The sequence below is a fragment of the Pseudoalteromonas sp. NZS11_1 genome, from assembly GCF_015864275.1.
GTDB lineage: Bacteria > Pseudomonadota > Gammaproteobacteria > Enterobacterales > Alteromonadaceae > Pseudoalteromonas > Pseudoalteromonas arctica.
On sequence record NZ_JADYXK010000013.1, the window covers coordinates 1 to 15,642 of the forward strand.

The following is a 15,642-nucleotide window of genomic DNA, read 5'->3' on the forward strand; positions in this document are numbered from 1 at the left end:
CGAGATTAATCAGTAAAACAATAAAGGGCAAAAGCTACCGTATATTAACCTCGATGACGGATAGATTGCGTTATCCAGGTAATGAAATTGTTGAATTATATTGTCATCGTTGGGAGATAGAGCTTGGGTTTAGAGAAATCAAACAAACCATGCTTGATAGCGCATACCATTTAAGAAGCAAGCGTCCAGATATGGTGCGTCAGGAGCTATGGGGCGTGTTACTCGCCTATAATTTAATACGAAGGATAATGACGATGGCGGCGACAGTTACAGGGATATGGCCTAACCAGCTTAGTTTCTCTAGCAGTTCGATGGCTGTCATTCAGTATTTCTCGTCAGTATCTATAATGAGTCCAGGGAACATTCCAATACACTGGCAGCACTTACTCAATACNGATAATGACGATGGCGGCGACAGTTACAGGGATATGGCCCAGGGCAAGAGCATGAAAAAAACACTATAAATTCAATACCTTTTCAAGATAAGCTATACTGCGCATCGCTTTCTTCTGCTTTGCTGGCATACCTTTACTAAAACTGGTTTCTGCCTTTAATTGATTAAAGGCGATATGCCTCAGCCCTNATGCTACCTTTTATATATTTTTAGAGTGCTAAATCTATATTATTATCTAAACAGCACATCTTCTCTGTTAAACCATTTAACGCAAAATGCCAGTAGTCCGGCTGCAATGATTGCAGTTGCTAAAAATATTAAGCCTACAAATGTGTAATCAACAGTCCCTTTTACTATTTCTTTAATTGCTAAAGCCACGTTTGTAACAGGAATGAATGCTGTTTTAGCAGTAAGCTCCATATTTGGCATTATTGAAATAATAATAGGGAAAAACACGCCCATACTTAAGGGGGCCATATAGTTTTGTGCTTCTTTAAACGTACGTGCATAAATAGATATAGCCAGTGCCAAAGCCGAAAATATAGCAGCCACAGGCAGTAGCAATACAAATATCATCAGTAAATCGGTTACCGCTAATGTACTAAATGCCGCTTTAATAAAATCTAGATCGGCAAATGCTAACGCCAGTGCTATCCAGCAACCCATACTTAAGACCGTTATGGTTGTGGAGGCAATGGATGTAGTTAACAAAGTTATAAATTTACCAAGCACCAGCTCTGTACGCGTAATAGGTGTAAGTAGGAGTGTTTCAAGCGTGCCACGTTCTTTTTCGCCAGCGCCTAAATCAATAGCGGGATAAGTAGCCCCCATTAGTACTAATGGTATAAGTAAGTAAGGTAAAAAACCGCCAATTTTTTCGCCAAGGTTTTCACGTTTATCGGCTGTATCCACCTTAATTACTTCAATTGGGTTAAGAATAGATTTTTGAACAGACTCTTCAATACCAAAACTGATTAGCTTTTGAGTTTGCAGTACGTCACTGTATTCTTTTGCTAGCTCTTTGACGCGTTCGAATAAAAAGTTAATAGATTTTGAATCGTTAAAAACAACCTGCCACTGACTTTGTTCACCATTATCTAGTGTTTGCTCAGCATGGCTTGGTAAATAAATACCCATATCAATATCGCCAGCTATAACACCAGCTTTAAGCTCTTCAATGTTATTAAAGGTTTTAGCCCCTTTATAAAGCTCAAAACTTTTGTGATAAAACACTTTATCAGTAAATTCTTGTGCATATTCACCATTAATAATGGCATACCTATTTACTTTTTGTTCTGCGTCCATTGCTGCTTGTGAGCTTATAAATGCCATTACGGCAAACAATAACGGAAATATAGCGACAGGAAGCGCAACAACAAATAATAGCGTTTTTTTGTCGCGTAATAACTCTCTTAATTCCTTTTTAAATACCTCAAACATCATGTTTCTCCGTTAATATGTTCATAAACGCTTGATTAAGCTCATCACTATTACCTGCTTGTTTAAATTCATCTACTGTTCCGTCAAAGCAGCTAATACCTTCGTTAATTACAGCGACTCGGTCACATAAAAGTGCAACTTCATCTAAATGATGGGTCGAAAAAATAACAGGAGTACCTTGCGCCTTTAAGCCTTTAATAAATTGAATAACGGTTTGCGTGGTCATTATATCGAGACCCGTTGTTGGCTCATCAAGCACAACAACTGCTGGGCGATGCACAACAGCACGCGCTATATTTGCTTTTTGCTTCATACCTGTTGATAGGTTTTCTGCGCGTTTATCTACAAACTTATGCATATCAAGCAATGTAAATAGCTCATCACAACGCGATGCAATATCGCTTTTGCTCATACCGTGGAGCTTTGCAAAATACTCTATGTTTTCTTTTACAGTTAAACGGCCATACAAACCGGTAGAGCCTGATAAAAAACCGATAGACTTACGTCCCAGTAGCGGTTTTTTTACAATGTCGTTTCCTGCAATTGTTATTGAACCTTCATCGGGCTTTAACGCGGTTGAAATCATTCTAAGTGTAGTTGTTTTACCCGCACCATTTGGGCCTAGCAATCCAAGTACTTCACCCTTTGCGCAGCTAAAACTCACATCTCGTACTGAATGAAAATAGTCTTTATCTTCACGAGGGTCGATGTCGTCTATTTTATTTTTTTTGTGATCTTTAGTTAGCTTAAATTTCTTTTTAAGCCCAGCAACTTCTATCATGTTCGTATCCTTCGTTTCGCTCTAAAATAATCTGTATTGTTGTAAAAAGAGTCGTCTTTGTTTTCGTCATGCCAGCCAGGCACACCTAATAAAGGCAGTGGTGAAAGCTGTTTGTTATCAGCTAAGCAGTTATCTGTATTAATCATCTCATAAAGGGCTTGGTCAAGGTACTGGTATTGAGTTACTAAATCTTTACAAAATATTTCATTAGGTACACAAACAAATAACGCTTTACCTGTTAAGCCTATATAAGGTTTAGTAAGCATTTCGTAATTTGCATGACCAAACATAAAAGGTTTTATTGTTTTACCCCACTCATGTTTGTGTTCAACAAATGCTGTTTTCCATTGATGATCGCGAAGCAACTCTTGCCATTTAGTATCGCTTATTGCAAGTACAACACCACATTCATCAAAGAGCGTTAGTGCATTACGATGTTTGGTACGCTTTTGCAAACCATGTTCAGCTATATCTTGCACATGACGCTGGTTAATAAGCGCTTTGGTTTTAGGAAATAAACACCAAATAAAGCCACCAAACAAGTCATGCCAATTCTCACTGCGTGTAGGTACAACACCCGTTTCAAAAATAACTTGTTCGTAATAACGATCGCCAAAATCTACTTTTGCATCATCTTTAAAAGTAATAGGTATATTATTCGCATTAATAGCGTTTAAAAATGGAGAAAACCACTGCGGCACCGGCCAATCTGTTAGTTCGTTAACTTTAAACAGCTCACGTAAATGCGCAAATGCACCTGTTTCTAAACTACTGATTTGCCACTGCTCGGAGGGAGTAAAACGCTTCATTTAAACCTTTAACTATTTATGCCTATAATTTACGAGAAGTTTACCGCAAAAACTGGTTCTACTTAATAGAAGTTAATATACTAATCACAACTTAAAACAAAAAAAGAGCTGACATGAAACATTATTTCTCTCTCACACTCCTTGCCACTGCTGTTTTAGCAGGTTGCGCAACAACAAGTATTACACCTACTGATGTAACAAATGGTTATAACAGTATTCAAGCTGATGAATTGGCTAAACATGTAAAAGTACTCGCATCGGACGAATTTGGTGGTCGTGCTCCTTCATCACCAGGCGAAAAGCTAACGCTTGATTATTTAACTGCGCAGTTTAAAGCTTTAGGTTTAAAACCAGGTAATGGCGACAGTTACTTACAAGAAGTGCCATTAGTTTCTTTAGAAGCTGATTCGAACATGGTGCTTAGTATTGGCGGTAAAGACTACCAATACAAAAAAGACATGGTTATGGGTAGCAGCCGCATAAGCGCACAAGAAGGCATAGAAAATTCTGAACTTGTATTTGTGGGCTACGGCGTTAACGCACCTGAATACAATTGGAATGATTACGAAGGTTTAGACGTTAAGGGCAAAACGGTTGTAATGCTGGTTAACGATCCGGGTTTTGCAACAAAAGACCCTGCTTTATTTACTGGCGACGCAATGACCTATTATGGGCGTTGGACATACAAATACGAAGAAGCGAGTCGCCGTGGTGCTGCAGGTGCAATTATCATTCATGAAACAGCACCTGCATCTTACCCGTGGTCAGTAGTTGAAAACTCATGGAGCGGTGAGCAGTTTGGTTTTCAAAAAGAAAACAACAACATGGACCGTGTAGCTGTTGAAGGCTGGGTTACAACTGACGTAGCAAAAGAACTCTTTACTAAAGCAGGTTTAGATTTTGATACCGTTAAAACGAATGCTGCCAAAGGTGCTTACCATGTTGATATGGGCGATTTAACTGCTTCTGTTACTATTAAAAACACGATTAAAAAATCGGTGTCGTATAACTTTATCGCCACTTTACCTGGTAGTGAAAAACCAGATGAGCATGTTATTTACTCGGCTCATTGGGATCACTTAGGTACAGACAAAACACGTAAAGGCGATCAAATTTATAACGGTGCTCACGACAATGCAACGGGTACTGCTGGGCTAATTGAAGTGGCCGAAGCCTTTACAAAATTACCTAAGCACCCTAGCCGTTCAATGACATTTTTAGCGGTAACTGCTGAAGAGCAAGGCTTATTAGGGTCTAAATACTATGCGGCAAATCCAGTGATTGCAGCTAATAAAACAGTCGCTAACATAAACATGGATAGCTTAAATTTATTAGGCAAAGTAAAAGACATGAATGTGGTTGGTATTGGTAAATCACAAATGGATGAGTTTTTAACTAATGCAGCAAAAGAGCAAGGCAGAACAATATCAGGCGATCCTAAACCGTCATCTGGTGGCTATTACCGCTCTGATCACTTTGCATTTGCAAACATGGGCATTCCGGCTATGTACGCAGGCGGTGGTACTGTGGCTGCTGATGAAGAAACGGCTAATTACCGTAAACGTATGAGCTTAGTACTTCGCGGTTGTTACCATCAACCATGTGACCGTTACCGTGATGAATGGGATTTATCGGGTGCTGTTCAAGACTTACAATTATTTTATAAGGTAGGTTTTGATATTTCTGAAACAGAACAGTGGCCAACGTGGAATACAAACTCTGAATTTCAGCGTAAGTAGTTCTATTTAATCACAGCCTAAAATTTAAGTTTAAACTAACTTAGATTTAGCTATCGAAAAACTCAAACAGAGTAATCGATTTAAATAGATGCTAATGATATTGATTATCATTTAATTAAAATATACAGTGTGACCTAGTTAATTTATTAGGTCGCATTGTATGATTTCACTTCCTCACATTGGTTTTATTACTCCTGCCTCAAAACGATTTTTGAGCCAAAATAAACGCTTACTGCTGCCTTTATTTATTTTAACTTGCCTTGCAATACCGGAATTACGCGAAATTACAATGACCGCACTCAGTGATGCATTTTTTCAAGTGAGTGTGTTTGTTGCTGCTACCCTTTTAATTTATTACTACGCTATAGAACACTTACCTCAATTAGAGCTTAGTTATTTAAGTGCCAAGTCCCCTATTTTAGAAATTAGCTTTGCAGCGGTTTTAGGTGCATTACCTGGCTGTGGTGGGGCTATTATTGTGGTTACTCAATTTACAAAAGGTCAAGCAAGCTTTGGTGCTATTGTTGCTGTGCTAACAGCTACAATGGGCGATGCAGCGTTTTTATTACTTGCTACCCGCCCTACTGAAGGCTTGTTAATTATGGGGATAGGGTTAGTTGTGGGTACATTCAGTGGTTTACTGGTTAATACAATACACAAAAAAGACTTTTTACGCCCAACAGCGCAAGAACAAAAGCACCAAATTAAAATACTCTCAACTAACATTATTAAAATCAGTAAACCGGTTTGGATGGTAGCAATTATCCCAAGCCTTATAATTGCCTTTTTGATTGCGTTTAATGTTGATTTTTCACAGTTTGGTTCAAGCACAAGCACTGTAATTACGCTATTTGGTGCGGTAATGGCTTTATTTATTGTTAGTATTTGGGCGCTTTCGTCAAGAGGTGAAAGCTATCAAGAAGTAACGTCAGAAGACGATGCATGTAACCCCCCTTCTAAAATAATAAAAGTATTACAAGATACCCATTTTGTAACGGCATGGGTTGTAGCCTCTTTTATGCTATTTGAGATTTTGGTTAACATTGCAGGACTTGATTTAAAAACGTGGTTTGTACATTACGCCTATTTGGCCCCATTAATTGCAGTGCTTATTGGATTTTTACCCGGCTGTGGCCCGCAAATAATTGTTACAACGCTTTATATTCAAGGCATTATTCCCTTTAGTGCTTTAGCAGGAAACGCAATTTCTAACGATGGTGATGCGTTATTTCCAGCAATAGCAATGGCGCCCAAAGCTGCAGTTATAGCTACACTTTATACGTCTATTCCCGCATTAATAATTAGTTATGGGTTGTATTTTTTTGCTGAAATTTAAAAAATGAGATTTAAAAAATGAGATTTAAAAAAACACAAAAAAGCTCAGCAATTGCTGAGCTTTCAACATGTTAAGTTATTCTTACTTATACAGTAGTGGGTTCTACTGCTAATTCTTTTGGATTTGGACCAAAATCATTTTCGCCTTCGTGTGAATCTTGAGCAAGGAAAACAATTAAAACAATCCAGCCGATTACTGGCACTAACCAAAGTAGCTGCCACCAGCCTGAACGGCCTGTATCATGTAGACGACGAGCGCCAATACTTAAGCCAGGAATAAATAGCGCTAAGCTATAAATAGAGCTTACGAACATTGTGTCTGTAATACCATCTATAACACCTGTCAAAAGCGAAAAAATAAAATTAATTAGCATAAACATCCAAAATGCTTTACGACGATTACGGCCTGAAAAATCTGCGTAGCTTCGCAACGCGTTCATATAATGTTCCATAAAATTTCCTTAGTGTTATTTTTTATATTCCCTAACGGGGTTAACTTTATTACTTTTTAGTAACATTTGTATCTTAATTAAAAACAGCTGACATTAAAACAAAAAACCAGCTAAAAGCTGGTTTTTATTACATATTAACAATTTAGCTATTAACTCATAGCCATCATCATTGCCGATGGGTTTTCTAAGTACGATTTCCATAGGTTATTAAAGCGAGCAATAGTGCCGCCATCAATAACGCGATGATCGCCAGACCAGCTCACTTGCATGATAGCTTTACTCACAACCTGCCCACTTTCATCAAAACGCGGTAGATGCTGCAATTTACCTAGCGCAACAATAGCCACTTCTGGTTTATTAATTATAGGGGACGCGATAGTGCCGCCAATAGCACCAATGTTAGAGATGCTAATTGTCCCACCTTTTAAATCATCGGGTGCAACACGGCCTTCTCGCGCTGAATGAGTTAAGCGGGTTAAATCATTTGCCACATCAATAATGCTTTTACTCTGGCACGATTTAATATTAGGCACTAACAAGCCAATTTTTGAATCAACCGCTATACCGATATTATGATCGTTATAATAGGTAAGCTCTGAGCATTCATCGTTCACTTTAGAATTAAGTACAGGGTACTCTTTCATTGCTAGCGAGAGTGCTTTTACAAAAAATGGCATCATGGTGAGCTTAACGCCTTGTGCTTTGTACTGCTCTTTTAAAGCGCTACGCAAAGCTATAAGCTGTGTTAAGTCTATTTCATCACTAAACGTAAAGTGCGGAATAGTTGAAACCGAAGCTACCATTTGCTTGGCCATGGCCGCTTTAATGCCTTTAATTTGCTCTACTCGTACGCCACCGCTTTGATTCTGTGTTTGGTTTTGTACTGCACTTTGAGAAGCATCGCTATTAAGCGGTGAAGTATCAATAGTATTTGGCACTTCGCCTTTTACAAACTCTTCAATATCTTGCTTGTAAATACGGCCATTTTTACCACTACCTGGTACACAGGTTAAATCAACATCTAGTTCACGTGCTTTACGACGAACCGCAGGTGATGCAACCGCTTTTTGATTGATAACTTTAGCAGCTTGCTGCGTTTTAACAGGGGCAACTTTTTCAGCGACGGCATTAGTTTGAGCCTTTACGACCGCTTGGTTTATATCAACATTTGGTTTTGCTGCACTGCCTGCAATTGTCATTTGAAACAACGGGCTATGTACTTTTGCTATTTCGCCTTTTTGGTAATATAGTTTTTTTACTGTGCCTGTATATTTTGCCGGAATTTGTACTAATGCTTTGTCGGTCATTACGTCACAAACCGCTTGGTCTTCTTCTATTTCGTCGCCTTCAGCAACTAACCAATCAACAATCTCACACTCAACAATACCTTCACCAATATCCGGTAATATAAAGTCCTCAACCACATCAGCTGCATCATTAGTTTTATTTTCAGCTTGTACTGGCTCTTGTACTACTTCATTGTTAGTGTTTTCACCTGCTACATCCATAGCGAATAAAGGGGCATGTACTTTAGCAATCTCACCTTTTAGATAATATAGCTTTGAAATAACGCCATCATGCACTGCCGGAATTTGTACTAATGCTTTGTCTGTCATAACATCGCAAATTGGCTGATCCTCAGATACGGTATCGCCTTCTTGTACTAGCCATTCAACTACTTCGCATTCAACAATGCCTTCACCAATATCGGGTAATATAAAATCTTTAGCCATGGTAACCCCTAAAAATCCATTGATTGTTTAATTGCAGCCAACACTTTTAGTGCATCTGGTACGTATTCTTTTTCAAGTGCCAGCGGGTATGGCGTATCTAGACCACATACACGTAAAATTGGCGACTCTAAATGCAAGAAACACTCTTGTTGTATTGTTGCGGCTATCTCTGCCCCAAAGCCATTGGTTATAGGCGCTTCATGACTCACGATTAAACGGCCGGTTTTAATAACCGATTTAGCAATCGTTTCAACATCCCATGGTAAAATACTACGAAGGTCAATAACTTCACAGCTTATACCTTGCTCACTTGCTTGCTTTGCTGCATCTTCAATAATCTCCATTTGAGCACCCCACGCTAAGAGCGTAATATCGGCACCCTCTTGCACTACTTCAGCCGTGCCTAATTCAATACTATAATCTTCTTCTGGCACTTCGCCAATTGATGCGCGATATAAACGCTTAGGCTCAAAAAATATGACCGGGTTATCGTCTTTAATTGATGCACGTAATAAACCTTTAGCTTGATAAGGGTTACGCGGTACAACTACTTTCAAACCCGGTGTGTGCGCAAAATACGCTTCGGGTGATTGTGAATGGTATAAACCACCGGCAATACCGCCACCATAAGGTGTACGAATAGTTAAGTTACCTACATTAAATTCATTACCACTGCGATAACGAAATTTAGCGGCTTCATTTACTATTTGATCAAACGCTGGGAAAATATAATCCGCAAATTGAATTTCTGCCAATGCAGGTGCACCAAATGCCGCTAAACCATTAGCAAAGCCTAAAATACCTTGCTCGGTTAAAGGCGTATTAAAAACACGATGTTTACCGTACTTTTCTTGTAAGCCCGATGTTGCTCTAAATACACCACCGAAGTAACCAACATCCTCACCAAAAATACAGGCTTGAGGGTGTTCATTCATCGTAATATCCAGAGCAGAGTTAATTGCGTGGAGCATGTTCATTTTAGCCATTACTTAATTCTCCCTGCGGTTACTGGGTAAGCATCTGGATGCTGTTTTATATGTTCTTTTAGTTGCTCGTACTGGCGTTGCAATAATGGAATTGGTGTATCGTAAACGTCAGATACCAGTTCTTCTAAAGCGGGCTTTGCAACAACTTCAGCACGTTTAAGCGCGGCTAAAATTTCTTCACGAATCGACTCTTTTGCTTTTATATCGTCTTCTTCGTTTAACCAGTCTTGCTTGACCAACCATTTTCTAAATTTATCAATAGGGCACGTTTGATGATTAGCTTCTTCATCTTTAGAGCGATAACCACTTGGATCGTCTGACGTAGAATGCGCTCCTAAACGATAAGCAATCGATTCAATAAGTACAGGTTCACCTTGTGTTGAGGCTATTTCGCGTGCTTTTTTAGTTGCCGCATAAACAGCAAGTGCATCTGTGCCATCAACACGAATTGTTTTAATGCCATAACCCACACCACGCGAGGCAATACCATCGCCTTTAAATTGCTCATCAGCAGGGGTTGATATTGCATATCCGTTATTACGTGCAAAAAATATAACCGGCGCTCTGTGAACAGCGGCCATATTTAAACCGGCATGAAAGTCACCTTCAGATGCAGCACCTTCACCAAAGTAACAAATAGTCACATTATCAATTGTGCTGGCAAGCTCGCCTGTTTTAACGTCGATGTGCTTTATTTTTTGGCCATATGCATAACCCGTTGCCTGTGGTATTTGCGTACCCAATGGCGATGAAATCGTCATGTAGTTTAGCGCTTTAGAACCATAGTGAATTGGCATTTGACGGCCTTTGCCTAAATCCAATTCATTTGAAAACATTTGGTTCATAAATTGATCAAGCGTAAAGCCACGATAATGCAGGGCTGCCTGTTCACGATATTGAGCCATGATCATATCGTCTTGATCAAGTGCAGCAGCAGAGGCTGTAACTGCGGCTTCTTCGCCTAGGCATTGCATATAAAAACTAACACGGCCTTGGCGCTGCGCGCCTTGCATACGTTCATCTAACAAACGTATAAAACGCATTATTTCATATAACTTAATAGCGGTATGTTTTGAAATGTCAGGTGCGGTTGCACTAGGATGAATGTCGCCGTCCTCAGTTAAAATACTAAGGGTTGGAATATTAAGTGCTTGACCATCAATAAATTCAAGCTCGTGGTTAATATTCAGCGATACGTTATTTGGATTACTCATAACCTACCTTCTTTTGTTGTCGGTAAAACAGTGCCCCTTTAAATTATTATTGTGGGTGATTGTTGCTGGTTAAACTTTGCAACATCTGCACTATCTTTAATTAAAGCTGCCAACACTTTACGTTAACGTAAAGTGTTATTCAACAGATCTGGGACGAAACAAAAGCAAATACTGGTTAAATAAGTGGCAAGTTAACGATACGGTTACTTTAATTAATAGTAATCATATAGTTAACTTTAAGTTACTAGTGGTCTGATGAGTTAAATTAGACGAAATTGCTATCAATATCCATTGGAATAACAGTAAGGAGTGCTCTTTGCCCTAATGCTACGCTCGCATTTGGAAAAATAATAGCCTCTCCTTCAACGTCAGCGTAAATCGCTGTATCACCGTCGGTTGCAAGTAGTTCACCTTTCGCAAAGCCAGTAAAGTTCTCGGCATCGTCAGAAAAAGGAAAGCTAAAATCGTTCTGTGTTCTATTAATTGTGCGATGGACAGCAAATAATTCAAAATCATTTGCATTAAATTCAGGATATTTAACTTCATTTTGACTAATTAATGCAGTTAAGGTTTGCTTTGTTTTTTCAAAGCGAGCCATATCGTTTTGACCAAATGGCTTAACTTGACCCAGCTCTACCGTAAAAGAATCAGCACCGTGTATAAATGACGAATAATAGCTAAATGTTGTTGCAGGAGATTTCATCATAAGTACGGTATTTACACCACAGCTCAATAAAAATTGTAGCTGCGACTTTTTCCATGGCTTACCATGTAAAAATGGATACACAGCAAATTTTTCGTTTTTAGAGCCTCTAATTGCAGTGTGTAAGTCGTAATGACATCGGCTACTGCCTTGCTCGCCACGTGTATAAAAATCGCTTACGTATCGCTCAAGCTTTGCAGCGCGGTTTCGCTCATTATTCATTGGTACACCTTCAATTGTATGGTGACCATTAAATAATCTATTTAAGTTTTCTTCTACAAAACGCAGGCCAATATTAATTGATTGTGGATTACCGTAAATAAACAAAACACGCTGCTTAAGTATCAGCTCGCCTTTTATAATTTGTTTAATAAGTGCATCACAAATTTCAATTGGCGCAGTTTCGTTACCGTGTACAGCGCTTGAATAAACTACATCTTTTGACGTTGTAACAGCAGGTTGAAACTCAATGACTCCGGTATCGTGTATATTTACACGAGTCCCATTATCTAAAACAAACTCACCTGCATCTAAATGCCATTCGTTGTCACGACTAAGCGTTAAAAAATTGCCTGTTTGTTTTAATTCATTTAAGTAAGATGGATTGGCTGACATGTAATAAGCCCTTTAAAAATAATGTGAGAGTAGACTCTTATGCATATATTTTTATAAATACACAAGGTATAGAAACGAAAACGGCTGAATAAATCAGCCGTTTTAAAATTATTAGATTAAGTTAGCTTATAACTGAATCTACAAGCTTTTTAGCTTCTTTTTCAAGTAACGCTAAATGCTCTTCACCTTTAAATGATTCAAGGTATATTTTATAAATATCTTCAGTACCTGATGGACGCGCTGCAAACCAACCATTTTCAGTAACCACTTTTAAACCACCAATGGCGGCATCGTTACCTGGTGCATGAGTCAATTTTTGCAAAATAGGCTCGCCAGCAAGTGTATCTGCTTTTACATCAGAAGCACTCAATGCTTTTAAACGTGATTTTTGACCGCTTGTGGCTGGTGCATCTAGGCGTTTATAAATTGGAGAGCCAAACTCTTGTTCTAATTCTTTATAAAGCGCTGATGGCGTTTTACCTGTCACAGCAAGTATTTCTGCAGCGAGTAGACCCATAATGAAGCCGTCTTTATCTGTACACCATACAGAGCCATCAAAACGTAAGAATGCAGCACCTGCGCTTTCTTCGCCACCAAAGGCAAGCTTGCCTTTGCTTAAGCCTTCAACAAACCATTTAAAGCCTACTGGTACTTCTTTAACCTTACGGTTGTTTCGAGCAGCTACTTTGTCGATCATAGAGCTAGAAACCAATGTTTTACCAATTTCTACGGTTTCATTCCAATCACGGTGTTTAAGTAAGTAATCGATTGCCACTGCTAAAAAGTGGTTTGGATTCATTAAGCCATCTGGCGTTACAATACCGTGACGATCGTAGTCAGGGTCGTTACCAATAGACACATCAAAATCATCTTTTAGTGCAATAAGATTTGCCATTGAATAAGGTGATGAACAATCCATACGAATTTTGCCGTCTTTATCAAGTGGCATAAAAGCAAAACGTGGATCAACAACATCATTAACTACGGTTAAATCTAAATTATATTTTTTTGCAATGACTGGCCAAAAGTTGATGCCTGAACCACCTAGTGGATCGATACCAATTTTGATACCTGCATCGCTAATTGCTTTTAAATTAACGATATTTGCTAAGTCATCAATATAAGGAGTCATTAAATCTTCGTAGCGGATAAAGCCAGAACGCGATGCTTTAGCGAATGGGAACAACTCAACTTCAACTAAATCTTCTAGTAAAAGTTGATTAGCTCTGTCTTCAATCCATTTAGTGACGTCGGTATCTGCTGGTCCACCATTAGGTGGGTTGTATTTAAAGCCACCATCTTCAGGAGGGTTATGCGAAGGAGTAACAACAATCCCGTCTGCTAATTCATTTGGGTGTAGCTTATTGTGGCTCACTATGGCATGGCTGATAACTGGCGTTGGTGTAAAATCACCGTCTTCTTGCGTTATCACTTGCACTTCGTTAGCAACTAATACTTCAATAGCCGAGTTAAATGCGGCTTCACTCAATGCGTGTGTGTCTTTGCCTAAAAATAACGGACCAAATATGTCATTTTGTTTTCTGTAATCACAAATAGCCTGAGTAATCGCTAAAATGTGTGACTCGTTAAATTTAACATCGTAAGAACAACCACGGTGGCCTGAGGTACCAAAGGCAACACAATGCTCTGGATTTTGTTCAAGATCAGGTTCATTTAAGTAATACGCAGATACTAATTTAGGTACGTTAACCAGTGCCGATTGTGGAGCAGTTTTGCCTGCGCCTGAGTGAATAGCCATTATATTTCCTTACAGGTAATCGCGAATTTTTTCAGCTTGCTCTGCACTATATCCAAGGCAAAGAGCAACTTCATGAAGCATCATTTTTTTACGCGTTGTATTAGAATTAGTCATAACCCAATATTCACTATCGGTTATGTTTTTAGGATTCATACTACTACCGCTATTTACTAAAGCTTCTTTACTAGTAGCAAAGTAAACACGGTCACGCCCTTTTATGTCTAATACCGCAGAAAAATCAGTTTTATGTGTGCGGTAAAATGCACTTAAAATAAACAAAAAGCGTCCAACAACACCTTTTTGCATTGCCAGCTCTTCTTTATTTAATACATTAAAAACATTATCGCTTTTTTGCTTCACGGGTGAGTGAGCTACAGGCGTTTGTTTTTTTGAAATCTCAGCAGCAGATGGCTCTGAGCTTTTTAATGTGGCGGTAGACGTAGTCGCAGTTTGATTATTTTGAGTTAGTTCTACGTTTGCGGTTTGAATTTTTTCGCCGCTCAGATTTAATAAACGACGTAAAATAGTGGATGCACTTTCACCAATACTTTGCGTATTGCTAGCAATATATTGATATAACTCGTCGTCTATGTCGATTTGTTTCATGTTCTTCCTGTCATTACGGGTCACATTTTTTTCTCCCGTGTGATTATACCCAAACCAATCAGAAATGCGAGTTACAACAAGCACTCCCGTAAACATATTAATATTTACCTCATTGTTGTTGATTTAACAAACAAAAGCCCAATTTAATAAATAGTCGCTGTATTTTTTGCTTTTTAGAGCAATGCTCGGCAAACTATGGCGAAATTTTCAGGAGGCGTGTATGCAGTTAAATTACAAGCAACAAGGGCAAGGTCCTAATGTTATTTTGATCCACGGACTTTTTGGATCATTAGAAAACCTAAATGTAATCGCAAAACCATTAAGTGAACACTTTAATGTTATTAACGTTGATTTACGCAACCACGGGCTTTCTCCTCATAGTGATGAAATGAACTACCCTGCAATGGCTCAAGATATTGTTGAGTTATTAGCACATTTAAACATAGATAAAGCACATTTAGTTGGGCACTCTATGGGTGGTAAAGTGGCAATGGAATTAGCGCTTACACATCCTGAACTTGTAAATAAGCTTGTTGTACTTGATATAGCACCTGTTAGTTACCCTGCTCGGCACACAAAAATATTACAGGCATTAAAAGCGGTTTCAGCACAATCAATTGACGATAGAAAACAAGCTGATGCTCTAATGCAGCCTTACATAGAAGAACTGGGAGTTCGACAGTTTCTACTTAAAAGCCTCGCTAAAAATGAGGATGGTCATTTTGCATGGCGATTTAACTTAAGTGTGCTTGACGAAAAATATTCTACAATCACATCCAATGTTAATGAAAACAATTCTTGTTTATGCGATACTCTTTTCATTAAAGGTAATGATTCTGACTATATTTTGCCCGAGCATCGTACTGCAATTAAAGCTCGCTTTAAAAATACCAAGGCTAAAATAATTCATGGCGCAGGCCATTGGCTTCATGCTCAAAAGCCACTTGCTGTAAATAAAGCGATAAACGACTTTTTAACTGCGGTTTAAAGCAATTTTAATCGCGTGTTTTTGATTTTTCGCACTAAATATATGAATAATTATATGCTATAGTACGCGCCGTTTAATTTAAAGGTTA

The 15,642-nt window shown here is 38.6% G+C and carries 14 protein-coding genes; 4 read left to right on the forward strand and 10 right to left on the reverse strand.

From position 1 onward, the window contains the following. Positions 1 to 53: 53 nt before the first annotated feature. On the forward strand, positions 54 to 464 hold the full coding sequence (locus I6F44_RS10755; RefSeq protein WP_442960264.1) for a transposase: 411 nt from the start codon (positions 54 to 56) through the stop codon (positions 462 to 464). A 161-nt stretch (positions 465 to 625) separates the two neighbouring features. On the opposite strand, the gene I6F44_RS10760 is transcribed toward I6F44_RS10755, so the two are convergent. The 3 genes from I6F44_RS10760 to I6F44_RS10770 are packed head-to-tail and all read right to left on the reverse strand — an operon-like array spanning position 626 to position 3,424. After that, positions 626 to 1,834, reverse strand: coding sequence for an ABC transporter permease (locus I6F44_RS10760; RefSeq protein WP_197173786.1), 1,209 nt, complete (start codon positions 1,832 to 1,834; stop codon positions 626 to 628). Beyond that, complete coding sequence (locus I6F44_RS10765; protein ID WP_007586825.1) at positions 1,827 to 2,615, reverse strand: ABC transporter ATP-binding protein; 789 nt, start codon at positions 2,613 to 2,615, stop codon at positions 1,827 to 1,829. The genes I6F44_RS10760 and I6F44_RS10765 overlap by 8 nt, the downstream gene beginning before the upstream one ends. Then, positions 2,612 to 3,424, reverse strand: coding sequence for a DUF3025 domain-containing protein (locus tag I6F44_RS10770; protein WP_197173758.1), 813 nt, complete (start codon positions 3,422 to 3,424; stop codon positions 2,612 to 2,614). The genes I6F44_RS10765 and I6F44_RS10770 overlap by 4 nt, the downstream gene beginning before the upstream one ends. Before the next feature lie 113 nt (positions 3,425 to 3,537). Here I6F44_RS10770 and I6F44_RS10775 point away from each other — a divergent pair, with 113 nt between their 5' ends. Both I6F44_RS10775 and I6F44_RS10780 read left to right on the forward strand, forming a co-directional pair. Then, positions 3,538 to 5,163: a M28 family metallopeptidase gene (locus I6F44_RS10775; RefSeq protein WP_197173759.1), complete on the forward strand. Its 1,626-nt coding sequence runs from the start codon at positions 3,538 to 3,540 to the stop codon at positions 5,161 to 5,163. Positions 5,164 to 5,323: 160 nt separating this feature from the next. After that, positions 5,324 to 6,499, forward strand: coding sequence for a putative manganese transporter (locus I6F44_RS10780; protein ID WP_197173760.1), 1,176 nt, complete (start codon positions 5,324 to 5,326; stop codon positions 6,497 to 6,499). A gap of 85 nt (positions 6,500 to 6,584) precedes the next feature. On the opposite strand, the gene I6F44_RS10785 is transcribed toward I6F44_RS10780, so the two are convergent. The 7 genes from I6F44_RS10785 to seqA all read right to left on the reverse strand — a co-directional run bounded on the left by I6F44_RS10785 (position 6,585) and on the right by seqA (position 14,566). Further along, the gene (locus tag I6F44_RS10785; RefSeq protein WP_007586837.1) at positions 6,585 to 6,950 is read right to left on the reverse strand and encodes a DUF805 domain-containing protein; all 366 of its coding nucleotides are present in this window, start codon (positions 6,948 to 6,950) and stop codon (positions 6,585 to 6,587) included. A gap of 149 nt (positions 6,951 to 7,099) precedes the next feature. Then, the gene (locus I6F44_RS10790) at positions 7,100 to 8,683 is read right to left on the reverse strand and encodes a dihydrolipoyllysine-residue acetyltransferase (RefSeq protein ID WP_197173761.1); all 1,584 of its coding nucleotides are present in this window, start codon (positions 8,681 to 8,683) and stop codon (positions 7,100 to 7,102) included. An 8-nt stretch (positions 8,684 to 8,691) separates the two neighbouring features. After that, positions 8,692 to 9,669: an alpha-ketoacid dehydrogenase subunit beta gene (locus tag I6F44_RS10795; protein WP_008171214.1), complete on the reverse strand. Its 978-nt coding sequence runs from the start codon at positions 9,667 to 9,669 to the stop codon at positions 8,692 to 8,694. Continuing rightward, a complete protein-coding gene (locus I6F44_RS10800; protein WP_197173762.1) occupies positions 9,669 to 10,883 on the reverse strand; it encodes a thiamine pyrophosphate-dependent dehydrogenase E1 component subunit alpha in 1,215 nt (404 codons plus the stop codon). The genes I6F44_RS10795 and I6F44_RS10800 overlap by 1 nt, the downstream gene beginning before the upstream one ends. 265 nt (positions 10,884 to 11,148) lie before the next feature. Beyond that, positions 11,149 to 12,201 carry a succinylglutamate desuccinylase gene (gene astE / locus I6F44_RS10805; RefSeq protein ID WP_121955048.1) on the reverse strand — a complete coding sequence of 351 codons (1,053 nt, stop codon included), beginning with the start codon at positions 12,199 to 12,201 and terminating at the stop codon, positions 11,149 to 11,151. A gap of 121 nt (positions 12,202 to 12,322) precedes the next feature. After that, complete coding sequence (pgm, locus tag I6F44_RS10810) at positions 12,323 to 13,960, reverse strand: phosphoglucomutase (alpha-D-glucose-1,6-bisphosphate-dependent) (RefSeq protein WP_007586850.1); 1,638 nt, start codon at positions 13,958 to 13,960, stop codon at positions 12,323 to 12,325. A gap of 9 nt (positions 13,961 to 13,969) precedes the next feature. After that, positions 13,970 to 14,566, reverse strand: coding sequence for a replication initiation negative regulator SeqA (gene seqA, locus I6F44_RS10815; RefSeq protein ID WP_121955047.1), 597 nt, complete (start codon positions 14,564 to 14,566; stop codon positions 13,970 to 13,972). A 220-nt stretch (positions 14,567 to 14,786) separates the two neighbouring features. On the opposite strand from seqA, the gene I6F44_RS10820 reads away from it, so the two are divergent. Further along, positions 14,787 to 15,554: an alpha/beta fold hydrolase gene (locus tag I6F44_RS10820; RefSeq protein ID WP_197173763.1), complete on the forward strand. Its 768-nt coding sequence runs from the start codon at positions 14,787 to 14,789 to the stop codon at positions 15,552 to 15,554. Positions 15,555 to 15,642 lie beyond the last annotated feature (88 nt).